The following is a 21794-nucleotide window of genomic DNA, read 5'->3' as shown; positions in this document are numbered from 1 at the left end:
TTAATATAAATGATCGTTATTGATTTTGGGTTTCTTCAAACCTGAATCTACTCACTTCTAAGATTCATTTTTACCTCATAGTCAATATCACTTTTATCATATTGAAATGGTATTTTTTGCAATGACCATCCAACATCATAATAATTATAATTTTTATAAATATGATATTTACTTAAAGAATCTGTAATGTCAAATTTATCTAATATGAGAAATCCATTTCTAATATTGGTAGAATCGTATACAACAAGATACTTTCTTCCATTAACAAACTCTCCGTCTTGATGAGCATTTATGATTTCTTTTTCATACTTAAATCTAAAATCATTTCCTTTTCTATGTGCTCTGTCTCCATAATAAACAGAAGTTATTTCTCCTACGGTATATTTGGCATTTTTAAGTATTACTGCCGTTGGTGGGCTTATAGATTTATACTTTAACATATAGATAATCCAGCCTATAACACAGATTGTTATTATTAAGACAATCTTATTCTCTCTCTTCATTGAATAAAATTATTTTACTTCCTGATTAATAGTATTCCCTGCACTGTAAACTGTTTGTGCGATGGTTTCATATAATAAGCTTCCTGTAACAGGCATGTCCGATGGTATTTGTGATATAAAATACGATTTAAAAACGGCCTACGAAGAAGTGTTCAGGTAAAGATAAAACAAAAAACCACCGCATCTGCAGTGGCTTGTTATTTTAAAGTTATCCATGTTTAGAAAGAAACTTCATTGACTTCCTTTCCCCGTTGGAAATTCATTACTTTCTGGCTTCCTTTGTAAGCAATGCTCACTACGTTGAACTGCTTAGGAAAGGCGCTTAAAAGAATGGTATTCTTAATCTTCATAGTGCTGATGTCCGACACGCCGCCGGTTTCAAAATACACCCATACAGTTTCTCCGCTTACCTGACTTCCGGTGAAGGTTATAGTTTTTGGAGAGCCATTGATGTACACATCAAAATTATTGTTCACATATCTTTTTACCTCCGCTTCAAACCCTGCTGTATTAGGATTAATTTTAATAGCATCAGAAATATGGCTGGTATTTATTTTTGTGGTAAACTTCAATGTTTTGCTTCCATCTATATAATCAACTTTTGTCATTGAAGAGAAAAAGTCTACATACGTAAAACTCATTAACACAAAAAATGTTAAAATTCCCGATATATATAAAAGTTTTTTCATCTTAATTAATAGATTTACAATCATACTTGTTTTATAAAGGTCACAAATAATATGCCAATTAGAAATTTACATTCACAGAATACTTATCGTAGAATGCCTTGATATGAGCCACTGCCTCGTCAGCCGTATCTACCACACGGTATAAGTCAAGATCATCTGCAGCAATCATTCCTTCTTTTAGGAGTGTTGCTTTGAACCAGTCCAGTAATCCACCCCAGAATTCACTTCCTACCAGAACAATCGGGAATTTACCGATTTTATTGGTCTGAATCAGGGTCATCGCTTCAGTAAGCTCATCCAGCGTGCCGAAGCCACCCGGCATTACAACAAATCCCTGGGAATATTTTACAAACATTACCTTTCTTACAAAAAAGTAATCGAAGTTCATCGAATAGGATTTGTTGATGTACGGATTAAAGTGCTGCTCAAACGGAAGATCAATATTAAGGCCTATAGATCTTCCCTGGGCATTAAAAGCACCTTTATTTCCGGCCTCCATAATCCCCGGTCCGCCTCCTGTAATAATTCCGAAGCCAAGTTTGGTGATTTTTTCAGCAATTTCCACTGCCATTTCGTAATATCTGCTTTCAGGCTTCAGCCTTGCAGAGCCAAATATAGAAACACAAGGTCCTATTTTAGCAAGTTTCTCATAGCCGTCTACAAATTCGGCCATTACTTTGAAAACCATCCAGCTGTCTTTGGTGATGGTTTCGTCCCAGGTTTTCTGTCTGAGACTATTGTGAAGTTTTGTTTCGTTTATATCAAGGGCAGGATTTACTAAACTTTCATCCCTGGTTCCATCCATTTCCATTTCAAAAATTATTTAAAATATTTTTCGGCTACTATTACAGATTCGGGTCTTCCTACATCTACCAGAATGCTGTCATGCACAAATCCGTGGATATGCTCAGTCTGCATCAGGTCCAGATATTCTTCCATAACAGAAAATTTGCCGGTTCTCTTTATTTTTTCAAAGATAACGGGGTTGATACAGTGAACGCCGCTGAATGCAAGTGCCTTAAAGCCTTTATTGAATTCCGCAAGCCTCTGTTCTCCCGACTGAACATTAAGCCAGCCTCTTAAAACCATATCATCATTAAAAAGCAGTTTTCTTGAGCTTTCCCTGTCGGAAACTGCTAAAGTAGCAAAATCTTTTATCTTTTTGTGATACTCAACAAGGTCATTAATATTGATGTCCGTTAAAATATCTGCGTTCATGATTAAAAAATCTTCCCCGTGATCGAGGAATTTTCTAGCAAAAATCAAGCCGCCTCCGGTTTCCAGCAGTTCATCGGTTTCGTCCGAGATCTCAATGTTGCATCCGAAATTACTGTTTTTATTTAAAAATTCAACAATCTGATTTCCAAAATGATGGATATTGATCACAAAATCTTTTATTCCGAAGCCTTTAAGATAATTGATATTCCGTTCCAAAAGCGGTATGCCGTTTACCTTGGCCAGGGCTTTTGGGTGGTGATCCGTAAAGGGTTTTAGCCTGGTGCCTTTGCCGGCAGCGAAAATTAAAGCTTTCATATAGTATGGGTAATGAGTGATAAGTAATGAGTAATTTCAGGGCTGATGAATAAGTAAAATATTACTTATTGCTCATTACCCATTACTCACGTTCAGTTGGTGCTGTTCATCGTGGTGAAGACTTATTTCTGTTCCTTCAGGATATTTTTCTTTGATGAATTCAGCAATCTTGATCGCAGAATATACAGATCTGTGCTGTCCTCCCGTACATCCGAAATTGATCTGCAGGTTTTCAAAACCTCTTTCCAGATAATTATCAATATTGATTGAGATGATAGATTTTACCAGCTCCAGAAACTTTGGCATCTCTGTTTTTGTTTCAAGGTATTCCTGAACTCCGATGTCATTTCCTGTCTGGCTTTTATATTCCTCAATTCTTCCGGGATTCAAGATTCCCCTGCAGTCAAAGGTGAAGCCTCCTCCGTTTCCTGAATCATCTTTAGGAATTCCTCCTTTTTTGTACGAAAAGCTGTGTATGTCGATGTGTAGCATTGTTCTTTATTTTTTTATTTGAACCATTAAGGTTCTTTAAGTTTTTAAGGTAAGTTAAGATTTTGATAAATCAAAATTCAGTCAGGAAGATCTTTAAAATATTCATTGATAAAGGGCCTTAATGACTTTGTAATATTATTCGTGAAAAAGTTAATTAATAGTCCCTGAGGTTTTTTGAGAACTTTCATATGAGTTAACAATTGCGCTTCATGGATAGGAAGTATTTCTTCAACTGCTTTTAATTCCAATACGATAGAATCATTTACAAGTAAATCTACGATCAATTTTGTTTCAATTTCTACTCCTTCATAATTGATTGGAACATACAGCTGTTGTTTTACATCATAGCCATTTTTCATGAGCTCAATCTTTAAACATTCTTCATAGACACTTTCTAGAAGACCGGGACCAAGAGCTTTATGAACTTTAATAGCAAAGCCCGTAATTTCATATGATAACTGTGTAACTTCTTTCTTTGTCATCAGCTTAATATTCTTAAAAACTTAAAGAATGTTAATGGTTTAAAATTGTATTAACTTTCATTTTCGATTCTTCCGAAGACAGTTGTTCTATTACTTTTTTCAGCTCCGGATAGTTGTTCATCTGTTCCCATGAATGGGCAAACATTGTGATATTTTCAATTCCTTTTTCCAGGCTTGCCATAAAATGCTGCTTCCTTTGGATCAGTCCTCTGAAGCCGTAAGCTCCAAGTACCTGCAGAAATCTCATCATCTGGATTGGTTTTACCGAATTTCTTAGTTGGTGTTGAACTTCCTGATTTTCAAATTGTCCGATGTAGTAATCAAGCATTTCATTTTTAAAATCTTCAGGAAAATTGGCTTTAGCCTGAAAAAGAAAAGAGATCACATCGTACATTAGCGGGCCTTCCATGGCGGACTGATAATCGATGAATGAAACTCTATGATCTTCATCCACCATAATATTCCTTGCCTGAAAATCGCGGATCATGATCCCCCTGGGTTCAAGACTTTCAATAAGCCTGGAAATTTGTTTAAACTCTTTCAACAGGTCGGACTTACGGTATTCAAGCTCGAGAACATCAGCGACAAAATTTTTGAAATAATACAGGTCATGCGTCACAGGAAACTCATCATAACTTTCATATTCAAAAGTTCTTGAAAAATCAATTTTCCCCTGGGTTCTGGTCTGAAGCTGAAAAAGTTTTTCAAGAGTCTGTTTTACCAGTGCTTTTACCTGGGAAGAAAGTCCTTCTGTTGCAATTATTTCAGATAGGGTTTGTGCTCCAAGAAATTCCTGGATATATATTTTCCTGTCCTCTGAAACAGCAAAAATTTCAGGTGTGTTAAGGTGAAGTTCAGAGAATATGTCAGAATAATAGAGGAAGCTTTCATTTTCCGGGATATTTTCATTGCTGGTGACAATGTACTTTTGGGAGCCGGAACTGGCCAGAAAGTTTACTCTCGCAGAACCGCTTTGAGCCAGTGTAACAAACTCAGAAGATGGTTCATTCAGGTATTTTTCAAAAAATCGTTTTGCGTTTTCGGAAGTCATAATATGGAAACAAATATACTAATTTAATGGGAGTTTATAAATTGAGGATTTTAGGGTTTTGGGATCCGGGTTTCGAGTCTCGAGTTTCGGGATTCGAGTTTCGTGGTTGGCTTGAGAGTTTAAATTGCCAGCAAATAGTTTTTATAAATTTAAAATCTTATGTCTGATATCTGGTATCTGCAATCTGATATCTAAATAAAACATTTTTAGCTCAGGTTTCCGTCTAATTTTTATCTTTGTATCATGCTAAAGGATTTTAAACCAGTATTAAGCATTTTGCTGAGGTTCATTGTCATTTATCTGGTGCTGCTTTTGGGGTACCAGTTTTACCTGAATGTCAGTAAAGAGGGAGGGCTGGATCCTTTTTCCCGAATGATTGCCAACCAGGTGGCGTCTGTACAGAATACTACAGGTTTTCCCACACTGCTTTATGATGATGTGAAAAACGAGCAGGTCTGGTTTTATGTAAAGAAAAATTACGTAACGAGGATGGTGGAAGGTTGTAATGCTGTTTCTGTAATGATCTTATTCCTGGCATTTGTTTTTGCATTTTATAAAGGCGCCAAAACGTACATTTTTGCCCTTGCCGGACTGATTCTGCTATATATTATGAATCTTCTGCGAATAATAGGCCTGAATATCGTCATGGTAGATCATGCGGAATATGGAAAAATGTTCCACGACTTTATTTTTCCGGCAGTGATCTACGGAACAGTAGTGGTTCTTTGGCTGATATGGATTAAATTCTTTGCTTTAAAAAATGAAAATTCTTAACTGGTTTTTGGTCATAGCAGGAATCTGCGGGCTTATAAGCGTACGGATGCTGGAAGACAAAATGTTCTATGATCCTTTCCTGGAATACTTTCATGAAGCGAATAAAAATATTCCGTTTCCGCAGTTTGTATGGGGAAAATTAATTGCAGGCCATCTTTTCAGGTTTATCCTTAATCTTGGTTTTTCCTGCCTTATTATTCAGTGTCTTTTTAGAAACCGTCAATGGACGGTGCAGGGGGCTTTGCTGATTACCATAATTTTTGCGATTACTTTTCCGATCTATCTGTATTGTATCTATGACCGGTTTGAGGTTGGCTATCTTTTTTCTTTTTATATGAGAAGATTTGTGATTCAGCCACTGGCTTTGCTTTTGATTGTTCCGATGTTTTATTACAGGAAACAGTTGGGAAAAGCAGGTACATAGCAGTAAGAAAGTTTCGGGATACGGGTTTCGTGATTCGAACTGACAAACAAACTCTCAAACCTTAAAACTCTCTGACTCTCAAACTTAATCTACTGTGTGTTTATCTACGCTGGTTACATTTTCCGGAGTCCATTTCACTCTTTTGACAAAATCTTTTTCGCGGACAGGGCAGTCTTTGATCTGGCAGACAGGGCAGGATATCGGTTTGCAGTCATCCATATGAAAGTTGAATTCTACACTTCGCTTTGTATTTTTAGCCAAAAGGATAATCATTTTTTCCATTTCGTCATGGGCTTCCCGAAGGCTGTAATACCATGGCAAGGTAATGTGGGCATCAATATGGAGATTAGCACCGAATTGCTGGATCTTCATATTATGGACGTCTATCCATTCTGTTCTTCTGTTTTCCTCGAGTACTCTGATAATCTGATTGAGCAGATCGGGGTCCTGCTCATCCATAATGCCGCTTAAAGATTTTCTGACAATTTTGTACCCTATAAAGATGATATAAAATCCAAAAATAAGTGCGACAACGGAATCCAGCCAGTAGATTTTTGTAAAGTAAACCACCACTAAACTGATGACAACCCCCAATGTGGTAATGGTATCAGACTGCAGGTGCTTTCCGGATGAAACCAGAACCAATGAGTTTTCTGCCTGACCTTTTTTAATGGAAATATATCCCATAAGGTAATTGGCAACAGCAGTTGCCGCAATGATCCATATTCCGAGATCAAGCTTAGCCAATGTTTTTCCTATAATAAGGCTGTTTACACCTTCATAGATGATCATAATCCCTGCTATAGCGATTAGGGCACCTTCGATTCCGGAAGTTACAAATTCTACTTTTCCGTGGCCGTACGGGTGGTCTTCATCTTTAGGTTTTGCAGCAAGATGAAGGGAATACAGTCCCATAAAAGCACTGATGACATTGACAACACTTTCCATGGCATCAGAAAACACTGCATCGGAGTTGGTAAGCTTCCACGCAATGATCTTTCCTACGAACAGAATAACTCCAAAAACGGCAATAAGCTTTTGAAATCCTATTTTATTGGTGCTGGTAATGTTCTTTTTATTTTCCATAGTTTGATAAAAAAAAGAATCTCAATTCTGAGACTCTTTTTTATTTTGTTAGTTTAAACTAAGTTGTTTGCTACTAGGTATTCTGCAATCTGTACAGCGTTTGTTGCTGCTCCTTTTCGCAGATTGTCTGCCACGATCCAGAGGTTGAGCGTTTTCGGCTGGGAAAGGTCCCGTCTGATCCTTCCGACAAAAACTTCGTCTTTACCTTCGGAGTAGAGTGGCATTGGATATTCATTGTTCTTCACATTGTCCATTACGACAACACCTGGTGTTTCAGATAAAATTTTTCTTACTTCATCAAGGTCAAATTCATTTTCGAATTCAATGTTTACGCTTTCTGAGTGTCCACCCTGAACAGGAACCCTTACTGCAGTTGCTGTAAGATTGAATGTGTCATCTCCTAAAATTTTCTTAGGCTCTTTCATTAATTTGATCTCTTCTTTAGTATAGTCATCATCGCTGAATACATCGCAGTGAGGAAGAGCATTTTTGAAGATCTGGTAAGGGTAAACTTTGGCAACGCTGTCGTCTCCACTTATTTCAGCGTTAAGCTGATCAACGGCATTTTTCCCTGTTCCTGTTACAGACTGATACGTGGAAACGATCACTCTTTTCAGGTCATATTTTTTATTCAATGGGCCCAGCACCATTACCAACTGAATGGTAGAGCAGTTCGGATTGGCAATGATCTTATCTTCTATTGTTAAAATATTGGCATTGATCTCCGGAACAACCAGTTTTTTAGTAGGGTCCATTCTCCATGCTGAAGAATTATCAATCACCGTGGTACCTACTTCAGCAAAAAGAGGGGCAAATTCAAGAGAAGTACCTCCTCCGGCAGAAAAAATGGCAATATCCGGTTTGGCAGCTATAGCGTCTTTCATGCTTACAATGGTAAATTCTTCCTGTTTATACTTCACCTTCTTGCCTACAGATTTTTCGGATGCTACCGGAATTAATTCTGTTACAGGGAAGTTTCTCTCCTCCAAAACTTTAAGCATAACTTGTCCAACCATTCCTGTTGAACCTACTACAGCTACTTTCATTGATTTAATTAAAAATTTAAGGTTAAACTTTTACAAAGTGATCAACTCCACTTTGTATTTTATGTTTTAAGCCCCAAAGACTCTTGTCCAAGGGAACGCGAATGCAAATAAACCTGCAGCAATAAGCCCCATAATTACAATTCCTAACGAAATTGTGTCATTGGACTTCACTTTTTTATTGATGATGGTCATCAATACTGCAGCGATCAACATGGAAAACGGATGTTCCACATATTGGAATCTCAAATCAGCATTTTTCATTACTGATCCCATATCCAATCCTTTTGTGAAATTGATCACGAGCATGATGATTCCTATTAAAAACTGAACGTGGAAGAAAATCATCGTAAAGAGTGTTGTCTTCTTTAAAAATTTGTTCACTTTACCACTGAAGCCGAACATTGTAGCTAAAAGGGCAATAATAAATAATGAGACCAAAAGAAGTTCAAGATACCCGAATCCTTTGTGTGCATTAAGCAAAATCTTGTAAAAATCCATATTCAATTTTTTGTACACAAATATAGCAAAAATCCCGGCGAAAAGCCGGGATAGATATTTATAAAATCTAATATTGTGATCTTATTAGAAGTTGAATGATAATGTTGCAGCCCATGTTCTACCGAATCCGAAGAATACCTGGTTAGCCTTAGCAACACCATTATATAGTCTTCCTGCTTGTTCGTAAGTCTGAGTTGAACCAGTAGGGGTATCATCAGCATGAATAGCTGTAAGAGATTCTGCAATATAAGTAGTATCAAACAAGTTGTAAACGTTCCCTCTGATTGTAAAGAATTGAGAAGGATTGTTTAGTCTGATTTTGTAAGAAATACCTACATCAAATAAATGATAGTCAGGAAGCTGTAGTGCTCCTTTAGCAGAAGAACTGCTGTAAGAATATACATCTAATGAAGAATATAGCTTGTTTGCATATCTCCAGTTAGCATCAATTTTCAAATCTTTAACAGGAGTAACTGTAATACCTAATGCAGCAGTCATCTGAGCAGATTCACCTACTTTTACTTTATCTAAATTTAAAGTAGTTTCATTAGATGAAGTTCCAGGTAGATTGAACGGTGAGTTATCTGCATCGTTGAATAATGAAGCGTTTGCAGTTCCGTTATAATGCCAATCTCCTACTGAGAACATTCCATAAGCAGATAAGAATTTGTTAAGAGTTAAATTAGCATCAAATTCAATACCTTGGTGAACCTCACTAAGACCGTTAATCTCTGCATAATAAGTAGTTCTTACATTGGTTACAGGGGCTGTATAAGATAATCCTGTTTTTCTTTGATATCTGTCATCCCAAGTAGTTCTGTAGATGTTTACATTAGCATTGAATTTAGCAGATCTAAATCCGTATCCTAATTCTACTCCAAAGATTTTTTCGTTAGTAGCATCAGGAGAAACTACGTTCTCGTTACTTCTATAGATTGAGTTAAAGAAAGGTTGTTTTTCATAATATCCAACATTTCCAAATACATTATGGTGTTCGTCGATATTATAATTGGCTCCTCCCTTAATATTATAACCAACTAAATTTTTATAATCGGTTGTTGTAGGCATAATAGTACCATTCTTGGATTTAGTAACATTATCAATGATAAAGTTATCTATTCTTTGGAAACCTTGGTTGGAAACCGATCCCTGTACAAATGCCGAGAAATTATTTTTATTATACTCTAATTGTCCGAAAGCACCATACCAAAGCACGTTAGAATCATTGCTGTATCCAATTCTGTTATTGATATCCATTAGCTTTCCTCCGAAAGGATTCCATTTAGGATCTGTACCTTCAGTTGCAGTTACGATATTGTTACCGATATTCTTGTTATTTTTATCAAGATATCCGGATCCACCTAATAGATCACTAACTACCTGATAATGGTATCCTTTATAATATCTTCCATCAATACCTGCGCTTAGCTTTAAATTTTCATTAAAAGTATGGTTGAAAGACGAAATTACTCCAAACCAGTTATGAGAATTGATAGAAGCATTTCTAATCAGAACTCCTTTTGAAGGATCTGAAGCTTGATTTGCTGCATAAATTGCATCAAAATTGTAAAGACCAGTAACAGGATCTCTGAAAGTATTTAAACTTTTACCGTTTGCACTACCTGTAGTATTGGTACCACCACCTCTACCAAAAGAAGCGTAAACAACTGTATTTAGTTTTGATTTCTCGCTTATCGTCCAGTCCCAGTTTAAAGACATTACTGGCTTATGGTAATAGTTTACTCTTGCAGAATACTCTCTACCATTCAGATATCCCCAGTCAGAGTTGTATCTTCTATCTGGTGTTCCGTCATGATCCTGGTTGAAGTTAATATAATTGTCAATTGTTGATGCGAAAGATCTTTGGTTGTGCCATTGAGGAGCTCCGGTGATCGTAAACTGGAAGTCATGGTTACCTCCAGGTTTGTTGTATCCTAAAGCAAAATAATAGTTATATCCTTCAAATTTAGTTCCATCTGCATACATAGAACCAGCTGTTCTACTCATTAAGAATGAAGAAGACCATCCTTTGGCAGATTTTCCTGTATTATAGGCGAATAAAGTTTTTACATAGTCGTCGTTACCTAATCCTAAAGAAACAATTCCTCCTTGTTTTTTATCAGCAGCTCTTGTTAAAACATTTACTGTACCTCCGATAGATGCAATTGCTAACTTTGAAGAACCAAGACCTCTTTGTACCTGCATTGCTGAAGTTACATCAGAAAGTCCTGCCCAGTTAGACCAGTATACAGCACCATTCTCCATATCATTTACAGGCATACCATTTACCATTACAGCAATGTTATTTTGGCTGAAACCTCTAATATTTAATTTAGAGTCTCCAAATCCTCCACCGGCTTTTGTAGCGTAAACAGACGGAGTCGTATTTAAGATCTCAGGGAATTCCTGATTTCCTAATTTTTCAACAATCTGTGCTTCTTTAATTGTTGAAACTGCTACCGGTGTTTTTCTATCTTTGGCGATATCGGCAACACCAGTTAATACAACTTGTTCAATGTCATTGGATTTAGTTTTCACTGTATCCTGAACCTGTTGAGCATAATAGACGCTGGCTGTAGATAGTGTAATCACTACGGATAGCATCGATTTGTTGATTAATTTCATAATCGTTAGTAATAGTTAGATTTAATTTTCTGCAAAATTCGCGAAATAAAATTTAACTAATATTAACTGTATGTTAATTTTTACTCAATCTTAATAAGATTCAACTTATTGGTTTTCAATGCAATGAATAATAATTGAATTTTTACATGAAAAAAATCATATTATTGAGTTTTTAACAAATAGGTGCTGTTTTTATTAAAAATATAACGCTATTTCACGGCTTTGAGACTCAAATCGATATTTTCAGCAGAGTGGGTAAGGGCTCCGGCAGAGATATAAGTAACCCCTGCTGATGCAATTTCTTTTAACATATCCCGGGTGATTCCACCTGAAGCTTCAGACTCGCATGACCCATTGATCATTTCTACAGCCTGCTTCATCATGGCAACATTCATATTGTCAAGCATGATCCTGTCTACTTTGGCTTTAATGGCTTCCTTAACTTCCTCCAGGCTTCTGGTCTCAACTTCGATTTTTAATTTTTTCTTGTTGGTCTTGATATAGTCTTTTGCCATTTTAACAGCGTTGGTAATGCTTCCGTTATAATCAATGTGATTGTCTTTCAGCATAATCATATCATACAGACCATATCTGTGGTTGGTTCCACCGCCTATGGCAACGGCCCATTTTTCACATACCCTGAAATTAGGAGTTGTTTTTCTGGTGTCTAAAAGCTTTGTTTTGGTTCCCACCAGTCTGGAATCCCAGTCATGAGTAAGGGTTGCAATTCCGCTCATTCTCTGCATACAGTTCAGGACAAGTCTTTCCGTTGATAAAATTGATCTTGCGCTTCCTGTTACAATGAATGCAATATCACCTATTTTGGCAGCCTGTCCGTCTTTAATGAAAATTTCGACTTTTAAATCCTTATCAAAAGTTTTAAAAATAATCTCCGCCAGCTCAACACCTGCTAAAATACAGTCCTGCTTTACCAGAAGCTTGGCGCTCTGCTTCAAATCCTTTGGAATTGTGGAAAGGGTAGAGTGGTCACCATCCTGAATGTCTTCTTCCAGGGCATTTTTGATGAATGTTTTTAATACTTTATCTGTAGCGTAGCTTGGTCTTTTCATTATATTTTGCTTTTAAGCTAAATCTTTATTATAAAATGCACCCTTATTTTCTGTCATTTCCATAGATTGGGTAATGATGAGGTGGGCAACTGTCGTAAGGTTTCTTAGTTCGGATAATTGTGGCGAAAGAATGGAATAGTGGTAGATCTCATCCACGGCAGCTGCGATTTCCTGATGTTTCTGCAATGCCATATTCAGACGTTTGTTGCTGCGTACAATACCTACTAAATCGCTCATCATTTCCTGAAGCTGCTTTCTGAGGTAACTTACGATTACCATTTCATCCATAATCTTCATTCCTTCTTCATTCCACTCCGGAACAGCCTTTAAATCATCGAAATTAAAGTTGTTTTCATTCAGAAGGTCAACTGTTTTTATAGCTGCATTATGCCCGAAAACCAAACCTTCGAGTAAAGAGTTTGAAGCAAGTCTGTTGGCGCCATGTAATCCTGAATTGGTGCATTCTCCCACTGCAAAAAGATTCCTTATGGAAGACTGTCCGTCTTTGTCCACTTCAATGCCGCCCATCAGATAATGACAGGCTGGAACCACAGGAATCAATTGTGTGAAGGGATCAATTCCTTCATCTTTACATTTTTTATAAATATTGGGGAAATGTTCTAGGAATCTTTCATGATTCATTTGCTTACAGTCTAAACCGACAAATTCGTCCCCGGTAATTTTCATTTCGGCGTCGATGGCTCTTGCAACAATATCTCTTGAGGCTAATTCTTCGCGCTCATCATATTTGTTCATGAATTTTTCACCTCTTTTGGTTCTTAATTTGGCTCCGTCTCCACGAACGGCTTCCGAAATTAAAAACAACATTCCATCCAGTTTGCTGTATAAAGCTGTCGGGTGGAACTGGTAGTACTGCATATTGGAAACTTTACCCTTTGCGCGGGCTACGAAAGCAATTCCGTCCCCGGTAGCAATGGTGGGATTTGTAGTGTTTTTGTAAACATGTCCAGCGCCGCCTGTGGCTACCAAAGTGATTTTGGAAGTGATTTTTTTGATGATTTTTGATTTTTCATCTAAAATATAGGCTCCATAGCAGTTAATTTCTCCTTCACTTATTTCTTTTCCCGGAACATGATGCTGGGTGATGATATCGATAACGTAATGGTGGTCAAGGATCTCAATATTAGGACTGCTGTTGGCTGTTGCCAGAAGGGCTCTTTCAATCTCAAACCCGGTAATATCTTTATGGTGAACAATCCGATTTTCAGTATGTCCACCTTCTCTTCCCAAAGCAAATTCTCCGTTTTTCATATCGAAATTGGCGCCCCATTCTACAATTTCATTAAATCTTGTAGGAGCTTCCCTTACCACCATTTCTACCACATCACGTTTATTTTCCCCGTCTCCGGCGCGCATGGTGTCTTCAATATGTTTTTCGAAATTATCATTTTTAAAATCGGTGACTACGGCCAGCCCGCCCTGTGCATATTTGGTATTGCTTTCATCTTCATCAGATTTTGTTACGATGATGATTTTGGCATCAGGGAGCTGTTCAGAAACTTTAATGGCATAGGAAAGTCCCGAGATGCCGGAACCAATTACTAATACATCCGCTTTTATCATATGCTTGCTTTAGGTACGATCATTTAAATATTAAATAAATTTAAACAATTTTTCGTTTGGTTTTCTTACTTTTTTCATGTGCTGGAAATGGTCTTCCTCGGAACGGTAGCCTAAAGCCAGGGTTACAGTTACTTTTTCTGTATCCGGATTGATGTTGAGAATCTCCTCCATCAGATCCTGGCGGAAGCCTTCCATAGGACATGAATCTATGTTTTCAATAGCGGCGGCGTACATCAGGTTGGCCAGTACTATATAGGATTGCTTTTCGGCCCAGTTGAAAATCTCCTCCTGTGTTTTTTGGGTGATATGCTGGTTAATGCTTTTTCTGAACAGATCCAGCTTTTCCACAGGAGTTTCCCTTACTTCAGAAATGTGGTTAAAATAACCATGAATATAATTTTCCTCAATTGTTTTTTTCGAAATGATAACAATAAGGTGTGAGCAGGTGGAAATCTGCGATGGATTATAGAAAGCCGGGATTAATTTCTGCTTCATTGCCTCGCTCTCCACTACCAGTATTTTATAGGGCTGGAGCCCAAGTGAGCTGGCAGAAAGCTTCCCCGACTCAAGAATATTGTGAAGGGTGTCCTGAGGAATAATCTCATGATTAAATTTTTTCACAGAATATCTTCTGCTTAAAGCTTCCAAATAATTCATAGAACAAATTTAAGAATTGAATATGAATAAAGTGGATTTATAATGAAATATCTCGTTATAAGAAAACAAAAAGATCACTTCAAATCTGAAGTGATCCGGGGTATTAAAAAAATAATCAATTTTAATTTATTCTCTGTTCTTTACCATGATCCAGCCTGAGAATTTAATAGGAGTATTCTTGCTGTTGTTTTCATTCCAAGTAATAGAGTACCAGTAATTCCCTGTAGGAACTTTTTTGCTTCCGTTGGTAGTACCGTCCCAAACATATCTGTTGGATTTATCAGCCTGGAAAAGCTTATAGCCATACCGGTCGAAAATTCCGATTTCCAGATTCTTTTTGTTGGAAAGTGCCGAATAATCGATAGCATCATTTATCCCGTCACCATTTGGAGTAATCACATTAATAAGATTAGGAACTGTGATGTTGATCTGAATAGGCTCACAATCATAGCTATCCTTTACATATATTTTAGTTTCACCTCTCGGCACATTGTTAAATATATTGGAATCCTGCCATTGGATGTTATCCATTGAATATTGGTAAGGCGGCGTTCCTCCGTTCACAAAAACAGTCACTGTATTTCCGGAAATATCAATGTTGGTCACTACAGGCTGCTCGGAAGCATAAACTTTTACATTTTGTAAGGTAATACAGTCTCCGGTTTTCAGTTTCACCCAATAGGTTCCTACACCTACATTGGTTATGGATTGGGTAGTAGCTCCTGTGCTCCATTCATAACCGTTGAAACCTGGTCCTGCATCCAGAGTGGTTTTATCTTCAATACAGATGATCTTATCTTTAAGTACGCTTGAATAAACCGGCGAAAGTACTGTCAATGTCACTTTTGCAATTGAATAACAACCCTGTGCATTAAATACTTTTACATACACTACGCCTGATGGGGCAGTATAGGTCAGGAAGCTTAAAATTTCATTGGTTCCGTTTACCGCATCTGATAATGAAGGATAATATTTTTTAGTAGCTCCTGTTAAAGTCGTTACTGTAGCATTGCTTAAATTAAATGTTCCCAGAGACGGGTTGGTTTCAAGGAAGCATGATCTTAAATTTGCATCGGTTACCGGTACAATAGGGTTGAGGTTTAAGGTAACTTTTGCTACGCTTACACATCCCTGAGGTGTGGTCACTTTTGCGAATAATATGGCAGCTCCTGAAGCATAGGCTGTAGGGTTGGGAATTTGGTTGATCCCTGCATTCAGTTCGGCCATTGTATTGTAAAATTCCATCGTACAGCCTGGTACTGTTGTTAATGCTGCCGTGGTAAGGTCAAATGTTGCAGTACCCGCATTATTGTTATTGCAGCCTGTAAGCGAGGCATCGGTTGCTGCAAACGGGGTTGGATTCAGTTGTATGACTCCGTCTCCGTTGTCGCAGAGTGTGGAGGTTGGGTCTTTGATGACAACTTTGATCGTGGTATTCCCGGAATAGGCAAAGTTTGCCGGATTGGCAATAGGGGTGGAGCTTCCTAAAATATAATAAGTAAATAGGTAATTAGCAGGGTTATTAACAAACTGTGAATTAAAGGAAGTTAAATCTACAGTTCCTGTCCCGGTTGCCGGGTTGGTACATACAAACGGAGTTACCGTAGCATTCAGAATGGGAACTTTATCTACATAAACTTTTACATTTTTGATAGAATGTCTTGCGCTGGCACCTCCTGTAGCTGCAGAGAATCCAAAATATCCCTGGCTCATTCCTATTGCTCCGCCGGAAGGGGCGAAAGACTGGTCAACAATGAGGACACCGTCAAGTTTGATTTTTATAATCCAGTTGGTAGGATTGGTAAGGTCTGTTTCTCCGTTTACCTCTACATGTTTGAATGTAGGCCCTACAAACGGCTGAGTGGAGATAAGGTCGGGAGAATGAAATGTACTGCCCGGAGTGGTGTTGTATTCAATATTGTTTCCGGCTGTATTGTTGGTTCCGTAGAGTAAATGTATTTTACTCATTTGTCCTTCTGTGGTATTGTTGAAAATATCAAACCCTACCATAAGTCCGGATGCGTTTCCGGGAATTCCAAGTCCGCCACCGGATACAAATCCTGTTGGAGGATTGGCAAGGTACCAGAATGTGAATCCGTCTCCTCTTCCGAACTGTGCAGTTCCGTTTCCATCAATTCTAAAATCGAATTCTACTTTCCATTTATCACAATAGCTTAATGTGATAGGAGTAGCCAGTTTTATAGCACCATACAGGTTTCCATTATCTGTGGTAAGCCTTATAAAATCGGTATCTACAGCTGCATTGGAAACAAGGTCCCAGCCCGTAGTGTTCACCGGGTTTCCTGCAAGCTGATAAGTTTGTGAAAAAAGCCGTCCTGAAAAGCATAGAAAAATTGTTAAATAGTAAAGGAGTAGTTTTCTTTTCATATGAAGCGATTAGTTTTTGAGGTTATTCCTGTAAATATATTCATTTTATTCTCTCATGTATAATGTATAATTGTCAAATGATTAACAAAAATTGTCAATTTTATAAGTAATTTATTGAATTTGTAAGAAATGGTTAAAAATAAAGTGTATTTAATTTATTAAGTTAAGATATGATAAGCCTTTATTCCGGGAGCGCAATCCTATTAAAAAAATCACTCCGATGAAGAAGTGATTTTTGTATGATAAGGTCATTATTCTCTGTTTTTTACCAATACCCAGCCTGAATATTTCGTAGGAGTGTTGTTTTTATCATTTTCATTCCATGAAATAGAGTACCAGTAAGTTCCTGTAAGGATTTTTTTGCCGGATGCAGTTCCGTCCCATGTATAGTTTCTCAATTTATTGGCTTCATACAGTTTATTGCCATATCTGTCATATACTATGAAAACAAGGTTCTTCTTGTATGCCAATGCAGAATAATCAATAAAGTCATTCACGTTATCGCCGTTTGGTGTGATGGCATTAATGAGATTGGGAACAGTAATCTGTACTTCAACAGGTGAACAGTTGTAAAAATCCTTAACGAAAACCCTGGCTTCTCCTCTGTGGAGACCTGTAAATGTATTTGAATCCTGCCAGTCGGTTCCGTTTAAGGAATATTTATAAGGCGGAGTGCCCCCTGAAACGTTGACGGTTACTGTTGTGTTGTTTATATCTATGCTTGTAATAACAGGATTTGCAGAGGCAATAACTTTTACGAGCTGTAGTGCAATACAGTTTCCTGTTTTCAGTTTTACCCAATAAAGTCCTACTCCTACGCCTTGAATAGAAGAGGTAGTTGCCCCTGTGCTCCATTCATAGCTGTCAAAGCCCGGACCTGCATCCAGATCGGTTCTTCCGTCGATGCAGATTATTTTATCCTTTAAAACAGAAGATGTTACTGGTGGCAGTACTAAAAGATTCACTTTTGCTATACCAAAACATCCGTTAGAATCTGTTACCTTTACATACACTGCAGTGCTTACAGACATATATTGGAAAGGATTGACAATTTCATTGGCTCCACTTAAAGCATCTGCTACACTTGTATAATATTTCTTTGTAAAACCGCTTGTTAATGTGGTTACATTGGCAGTGGTAAGATCAAATACGGCACTAGTGATGTTATTCTGCAGGAAGCATGATTGTAAAGTAGCTTCTTTTACCGGAGTTTCAGGAAAAAATGTTAATGTAATTTTTGCAGTTCCTGTACATCCTTGTGGTGTGGTAACTTTTACATAGACGTCTCCAGGTACTGAAGTGTATGTGCCGGGATTTGCAATTTCGTTGGTGCCTGCATTCAGGTCATTCAGTGTTTTGTAATATTTTCTGGTTGCCCCTGCTACGTCCGTTACAGCAGCGTTATTAAGATTGAAAACTCCTGTCCCTGCTTTATTATTGTTACATGTCGTTAAAGTTTTATCGGTGAGGGTAAGCGGAGCAAGGACCAATAGTATTTTTCCATCCGGATTATCACATAATATTCCCGCATTGTCTTTGACAATTACTGTAACGGTAGTATTTGTATTAAATTGAAAATTTGTTGGATTAGTGATAGGTGTCGAGCCCTGAAGGTAAGTGAATGTATAGTTTGAAGGAGTATTTACAAACTGAGAATTGAAGGTCGTTAAATTTACAGAGCCGAATCCTGTAGCAGGATTGGGACAGAAAGATTGTGTTGCTGTATTTTGCAGAATAGGAACTTTGTCTGTATAAATTTTTACATTTTTAATAGAATGTCTTGATCTTGCACCTCCTGTAGAAGCGGAAAATCCAAAATATCCAATGGTCATTGCGGCGGCTGTACCAGAAGGAGCGAACGATTGGTTACAAATAGTGTTTCCGTCTAGAGTTATTTTAACAATCCAGTTGGTAGGTATCGCAGGATCTACCTGTGCTGTTACTTCAACGTGTTTATATGTTGTTCCTTGAAAAGGCTGTGTGGTATTCAGGTCCGGTGAGTGAAAAGAACTTCCGGGAACGTTAAAGAATTCTACATTATTGCTGTCTGTTGTATTGGCTACTTGTCCGTAAGCAACATGGATCTTACTCATTGTAGCTGTTGTTGTATTGTTATAGGTGTCAAACCCTACAATAAAGCCTACTGCATTTTGAGAAACACCAAGACCGGAGCCTAATACACTGGCAACAGGTGGATTGGCTAAATACCAGAAGGCGATTCCATCTCCATTGGACGTTTGGTTCGAATCCATCCTGAAATCGAATTCTACTCTCCATTTATCACAATATTTTAAGTTGATCTGGTCATTAAGCCGGATTGATCCTGACTGGTTATTGGTATCCGGAGTGAGCTGGACAAAATCACCCATTACCTGGGTGGGTGCAACCATTGTCCATCCGGTGGTATTTACAGGATTTCCGGTTAACTGATAGGTTTGGGAAAACATCCCTCCTGACAAGAAAAGCAGAAAGAGGGAAATATACGACAGTAAAGATTTGTTCATTGAAGTGGGATTACTTTAATTAGACGCTGTAAAGATATTAAATCCCGGGTAATTAATGTTTGTTTAATGTTAATTTTACTGAAAATGATAATGATTTGTTAATAAATGATAAGAAGGCTGGTAAAATAATGAACAATATTGGATTAAATTTATATTTATTAAAAAAGAGAGTTGCTTTCCAGTCCTTCAAAATAAGTATCAATTTCAAGATCAGGTGAACTTGCAGCAGCTACGGCCAGTTTATCGCAAAGCTCATTTTCAAAGTGGCCTGCATGCCCTTTTACCCAATGCATCTGGGGCTTGTGTTTATTATACATCTCAACGAATCTTTTCCAGAGATCAGGATTTTTTACATTTTTCCAGCCTCTTTTGATCCATCCGGCAATCCAGTTTTGGTTCACGGCATCCGCCACATATTTACTGTCTGTATAAATGTGAATGTCGTTCTCCGAAGATTTTAGTTTTTCCATAGCAGTAATGACAGCGAGTAGCTCCATCCTGTTATTGGTTGTTTTTCTGAATCCTTTCGAGAATGTCTTCTGATAGTTTTTTTCAGGTACGCGCATGAGGATGCCATAGCCTCCTTTTCCGGGATTTCCGCTGCATGCACCGTCGGTGTAGATTTCTATTCTCAAAAGTTTAAGATATATTATAAAATTAGTATTCTGTTTTCAACCAAGTGAAGAATACTAAGCTGTTATATTAATTTAATAGGGACTGACAACTAGAAAGGGAAATCATCATCGTCATCAAAATCGTTCATTGATGATCCGGAAAGTTTTGAGCTGTCCGGCAGATCAAATGCAGCACCGGGCTGGATGGTTGTTTTAATCTTGTCAAAACCACTAGGTTCACCAGATCCGAAGTTAGATGGATAACCTCCCATTCCTCCATCGAAAGCAGCTTCAATATCACCGAATTTGGCAAAATGTTTGAGGAATGATAGTCTCACATCCGCTGTTGCACCATTTCTGTGCTTGGCAATAATTAATTCAGCCTGGTTTTCCGTTGAGGTTTCCTGGCCTTCTTCATCGTTATCCCAAACTGCAATTTTATAATATTCAGGTCTGAAAATAAATGATACAATATCTGCATCCTGCTCAATAGCTCCGGATTCCCTCAGGTCAGAAAGCTGAGGTCTTTTACCGGGACGGGCTTCCACACTTCTCGACAGCTGGGAAAGTGCAATAACAGGAACATTAAGTTCTTTAGCAATAGCCTTTAACGAACGGGAGATCATGGAAATTTCCTGTTCACGGTTTCCGACTCCTTTTCCTCCGCCTCCTGCAGTCATCAGCTGAAGGTAATCCACCATGATCAGCTTTACCCCATGCTGCATTACCAGTCTTCGGCATTTTGCACGGAAGTCGAATATAGAAAGGGAAGGGGTTTCGTCAATAAAAAGCGGGGCATTCTCAAGTTCGGAGACATTGGAGAACAGTCTTTGCCATTCTTCATCATCCAGCGTTCCCTTTCGCAGCTTTTCGGAAGAGATCTTCGTTTCAGAAGCAATCATTCTGGTGATTAGCTGTACGGATGCCATCTCCAGGGAGAAAAGTACCATCGGGATTTTGTGGCCTACGGCTATATTTCTGGCCATTGACAGAAGGAATGCTGTTTTACCCATCGCCGGACGGGCTGCAATAATAATAAGGTCGGAGTTTTGCCAGCCTCCTGTTTCTTTATCAATATCTCTGAATCCTGAAGGAACTCCGGAAAGTCCTTCTTTGTCTTTAAGGGATTTAATGGTGTCGATGGCCTGTTTTACCAATGAATTGGCAGTATCGAATCCTTTTTTGATGGTACCGTTGGTGATTTCAAAGAAGGATTGTTCAGCCTTATCCAAAAGCTCAAATACATCAGTAGATTCTTTATAAGATGAATCGATCACATTGGCAGAAACGTTAATAAGGCTTCTTAAAATATATTTTTCAAGAATTACACGTACATGGTATTCAATATGGGCAGAAGAGCTTACTCCCATGGTAAGGTCGATGATGTAATGGTCACCACCTGCCTGGTTGAGTTTATCTTCTTTTTTTAATTCCTGTATAATCGTCATCAGATCCACAGGATGGTTGCCTTCATAAAGCTTTAAGATGGTAGAAAAAATAACCTGATGTCTCGGGTCATAAAATACCTCAGGAGTAAGAAGGTCAATAGAGTGGTCAAGCCCTTTTTTGTCTATTAAAAAAGTTCCGATTACCAGTCTTTCAAAATCTACAGCATTGGGAGGCATTTTTCCATCCGCAATAGACAATTCTCTTGCAAAGTTTCCGTGTGTAAGGGATGATAATGTTTCTTTCTGCGCCATAATGCAAAGATAGTTTATTTAGAAAAAATAATTAAAAAATAGTAACTAACAAGTTATCAGCAATCGTGTCTTAA

At 37.9% G+C, this 21794-nt stretch carries 20 protein-coding genes; 2 read left to right on the top strand and 18 right to left on the bottom strand.

The features are described 5' to 3' along the window. Nucleotides 1-47 precede the first annotated feature (47 nt). The 7 genes from BUB03_RS08235 to BUB03_RS08205 all read right to left on the bottom strand — a co-directional run bounded on the left by BUB03_RS08235 (nt 48) and on the right by BUB03_RS08205 (nt 4750). Nucleotides 48-503, bottom strand: a complete 456-nt coding sequence (locus BUB03_RS08235; protein WP_073061889.1) for a hypothetical protein — start codon at nt 501-503, stop codon at nt 48-50. 218 nt (nt 504-721) lie between these two features. Continuing rightward, nucleotides 722-1144, bottom strand: a complete 423-nt coding sequence (locus BUB03_RS08230; protein ID WP_317041469.1) for a DUF6702 family protein — start codon at nt 1142-1144, stop codon at nt 722-724. Nucleotides 1145-1250: 106 nt separating this feature from the next. Next, a complete protein-coding gene (locus BUB03_RS08225) occupies nt 1251-2003 on the bottom strand; it encodes an LOG family protein (RefSeq protein ID WP_081780138.1) in 753 nt (250 codons plus the stop codon). A gap of 8 nt (nt 2004-2011) precedes the next feature. Further along, on the bottom strand, nt 2012-2725 hold the full coding sequence (locus BUB03_RS08220) for a nucleotidyltransferase family protein (RefSeq protein ID WP_073061884.1): 714 nt from the start codon (nt 2723-2725) through the stop codon (nt 2012-2014). A 75-nt stretch (nt 2726-2800) separates the two neighbouring features. Beyond that, nucleotides 2801-3217: a RapZ C-terminal domain-containing protein gene (locus BUB03_RS08215; protein ID WP_073061881.1), complete on the bottom strand. Its 417-nt coding sequence runs from the start codon at nt 3215-3217 to the stop codon at nt 2801-2803. A 77-nt stretch (nt 3218-3294) separates the two neighbouring features. Then, complete coding sequence (locus BUB03_RS08210) at nt 3295-3699, bottom strand: GxxExxY protein (RefSeq protein WP_073061879.1); 405 nt, start codon at nt 3697-3699, stop codon at nt 3295-3297. Between the two features lie 31 nt (nt 3700-3730). Continuing rightward, nucleotides 3731-4750 (bottom strand): aminoglycoside phosphotransferase family protein, encoded by a 1020-nt coding sequence (locus tag BUB03_RS08205; protein WP_073061876.1) that lies wholly within the window; start codon nt 4748-4750, stop codon nt 3731-3733. Between the two features lie 243 nt (nt 4751-4993). Here BUB03_RS08205 and xrtF point away from each other — a divergent pair, with 243 nt between their 5' ends. Then, nucleotides 4994-5524, top strand: coding sequence for an exosortase family protein XrtF (gene xrtF, locus BUB03_RS08200; RefSeq protein WP_073061874.1), 531 nt, complete (start codon nt 4994-4996; stop codon nt 5522-5524). Further along, on the top strand, nt 5511-5948 hold the full coding sequence (locus BUB03_RS08195) for an exosortase F system-associated membrane protein (RefSeq protein ID WP_073061871.1): 438 nt from the start codon (nt 5511-5513) through the stop codon (nt 5946-5948). The genes xrtF and BUB03_RS08195 overlap by 14 nt, the downstream gene beginning before the upstream one ends. A gap of 84 nt (nt 5949-6032) precedes the next feature. Here BUB03_RS08195 and BUB03_RS08190 read toward each other — a convergent pair whose 3' ends face one another. The 11 genes from BUB03_RS08190 to dnaB form a co-directional block, all read right to left on the bottom strand. Next, nucleotides 6033-7034, bottom strand: a complete 1002-nt coding sequence (locus tag BUB03_RS08190) for a cation diffusion facilitator family transporter (RefSeq protein WP_073061869.1) — start codon at nt 7032-7034, stop codon at nt 6033-6035. Between the two features lie 53 nt (nt 7035-7087). After that, entirely contained in the window at nt 7088-8080 is a 993-nt protein-coding gene (locus BUB03_RS08185) for an aspartate-semialdehyde dehydrogenase (protein WP_073061866.1), read from the bottom strand. Between the two features lie 66 nt (nt 8081-8146). Beyond that, nucleotides 8147-8578, bottom strand: a complete 432-nt coding sequence (locus BUB03_RS08180; protein ID WP_040993398.1) for a hypothetical protein — start codon at nt 8576-8578, stop codon at nt 8147-8149. Between the two features lie 84 nt (nt 8579-8662). Continuing rightward, nucleotides 8663-11203 carry a TonB-dependent receptor gene (locus BUB03_RS08175; RefSeq protein ID WP_073061863.1) on the bottom strand — a complete coding sequence of 847 codons (2541 nt, stop codon included), beginning with the start codon at nt 11201-11203 and terminating at the stop codon, nt 8663-8665. Nucleotides 11204-11412: 209 nt separating this feature from the next. After that, nucleotides 11413-12273, bottom strand: coding sequence for a carboxylating nicotinate-nucleotide diphosphorylase (gene nadC / locus BUB03_RS08170; RefSeq protein ID WP_073061860.1), 861 nt, complete (start codon nt 12271-12273; stop codon nt 11413-11415). Between the two features lie 12 nt (nt 12274-12285). Beyond that, nucleotides 12286-13857, bottom strand: coding sequence for an L-aspartate oxidase (nadB, locus tag BUB03_RS08165; RefSeq protein WP_073061858.1), 1572 nt, complete (start codon nt 13855-13857; stop codon nt 12286-12288). A 30-nt stretch (nt 13858-13887) separates the two neighbouring features. Continuing rightward, nucleotides 13888-14514 (bottom strand): NAD(P)H-dependent oxidoreductase, encoded by a 627-nt coding sequence (locus BUB03_RS08160; RefSeq protein WP_040993409.1) that lies wholly within the window; start codon nt 14512-14514, stop codon nt 13888-13890. A 126-nt stretch (nt 14515-14640) separates the two neighbouring features. Then, nucleotides 14641-16902 carry a T9SS type B sorting domain-containing protein gene (locus tag BUB03_RS08155; RefSeq protein ID WP_052352552.1) on the bottom strand — a complete coding sequence of 754 codons (2262 nt, stop codon included), beginning with the start codon at nt 16900-16902 and terminating at the stop codon, nt 14641-14643. 251 nt (nt 16903-17153) lie between these two features. Further along, the gene (locus BUB03_RS08150; protein WP_073061855.1) at nt 17154-19406 is read right to left on the bottom strand and encodes a T9SS type B sorting domain-containing protein; all 2253 of its coding nucleotides are present in this window, start codon (nt 19404-19406) and stop codon (nt 17154-17156) included. Nucleotides 19407-19564: 158 nt separating this feature from the next. Then, entirely contained in the window at nt 19565-20041 is a 477-nt protein-coding gene (gene rnhA, locus BUB03_RS08145; protein WP_073061852.1) for a ribonuclease HI, read from the bottom strand. A gap of 89 nt (nt 20042-20130) precedes the next feature. Beyond that, a complete protein-coding gene (gene dnaB, locus BUB03_RS08140) occupies nt 20131-21720 on the bottom strand; it encodes a replicative DNA helicase (RefSeq protein WP_073061849.1) in 1590 nt (529 codons plus the stop codon). Between the last annotated feature and the right edge of the window lie 74 nt (nt 21721-21794).

It is taken from the genome of Chryseobacterium oranimense, assembly GCF_900129755.1.
Classification (GTDB): domain Bacteria; phylum Bacteroidota; class Bacteroidia; order Flavobacteriales; family Weeksellaceae; genus Chryseobacterium; species Chryseobacterium oranimense.
The sequence above is the reverse complement of the archived record's forward strand: the minus strand, read 5'-3'. Positions and strand labels throughout refer to the sequence as shown.

Bases quoted from the DNA above. Each gene is read 5' to 3' on its own strand.
- BUB03_RS08235 (WP_073061889.1), bottom strand. From the start codon at position 503: ATGAAGAGAGAGAATAAGATTGTCTTAATAATAACAATCTGTGTTATA.
- BUB03_RS08230 (WP_317041469.1), bottom strand. From the start codon at position 1,144: ATGAGTTTTACGTATGTAGACTTTTTCTCTTCAATGACAAAAGTTGAT.
- BUB03_RS08225 (WP_081780138.1), bottom strand. From the start codon at position 2,003: ATGGAAATGGATGGAACCAGGGATGAAAGTTTAGTAAATCCTGCCCTT.
- BUB03_RS08220 (WP_073061884.1), bottom strand. From the start codon at position 2,725: ATGAAAGCTTTAATTTTCGCTGCCGGCAAAGGCACCAGGCTAAAACCC.
- BUB03_RS08215 (WP_073061881.1), bottom strand. From the start codon at position 3,217: ATGCTACACATCGACATACACAGCTTTTCGTACAAAAAAGGAGGAATT.
- BUB03_RS08210 (WP_073061879.1), bottom strand. From the start codon at position 3,699: ATGACAAAGAAAGAAGTTACACAGTTATCATATGAAATTACGGGCTTT.
- BUB03_RS08205 (WP_073061876.1), bottom strand. From the start codon at position 4,750: ATGACTTCCGAAAACGCAAAACGATTTTTTGAAAAATACCTGAATGAA.
- xrtF (WP_073061874.1), top strand. From the start codon at position 4,994: ATGCTAAAGGATTTTAAACCAGTATTAAGCATTTTGCTGAGGTTCATT.
- BUB03_RS08195 (WP_073061871.1), top strand. From the start codon at position 5,511: ATGAAAATTCTTAACTGGTTTTTGGTCATAGCAGGAATCTGCGGGCTT.
- BUB03_RS08190 (WP_073061869.1), bottom strand. From the start codon at position 7,034: ATGGAAAATAAAAAGAACATTACCAGCACCAATAAAATAGGATTTCAA.
- BUB03_RS08185 (WP_073061866.1), bottom strand. From the start codon at position 8,080: ATGAAAGTAGCTGTAGTAGGTTCAACAGGAATGGTTGGACAAGTTATG.
- BUB03_RS08180 (WP_040993398.1), bottom strand. From the start codon at position 8,578: ATGGATTTTTACAAGATTTTGCTTAATGCACACAAAGGATTCGGGTAT.
- BUB03_RS08175 (WP_073061863.1), bottom strand. From the start codon at position 11,203: ATGAAATTAATCAACAAATCGATGCTATCCGTAGTGATTACACTATCT.
- nadC (WP_073061860.1), bottom strand. From the start codon at position 12,273: ATGAAAAGACCAAGCTACGCTACAGATAAAGTATTAAAAACATTCATC.
- nadB (WP_073061858.1), bottom strand. From the start codon at position 13,857: ATGATAAAAGCGGATGTATTAGTAATTGGTTCCGGCATCTCGGGACTT.
- BUB03_RS08160 (WP_040993409.1), bottom strand. From the start codon at position 14,514: ATGAATTATTTGGAAGCTTTAAGCAGAAGATATTCTGTGAAAAAATTT.
- BUB03_RS08155 (WP_052352552.1), bottom strand. From the start codon at position 16,902: ATGAAAAGAAAACTACTCCTTTACTATTTAACAATTTTTCTATGCTTT.
- BUB03_RS08150 (WP_073061855.1), bottom strand. From the start codon at position 19,406: ATGAACAAATCTTTACTGTCGTATATTTCCCTCTTTCTGCTTTTCTTG.
- dnaB (WP_073061849.1), bottom strand. From the start codon at position 21,720: ATGGCGCAGAAAGAAACATTATCATCCCTTACACACGGAAACTTTGCA.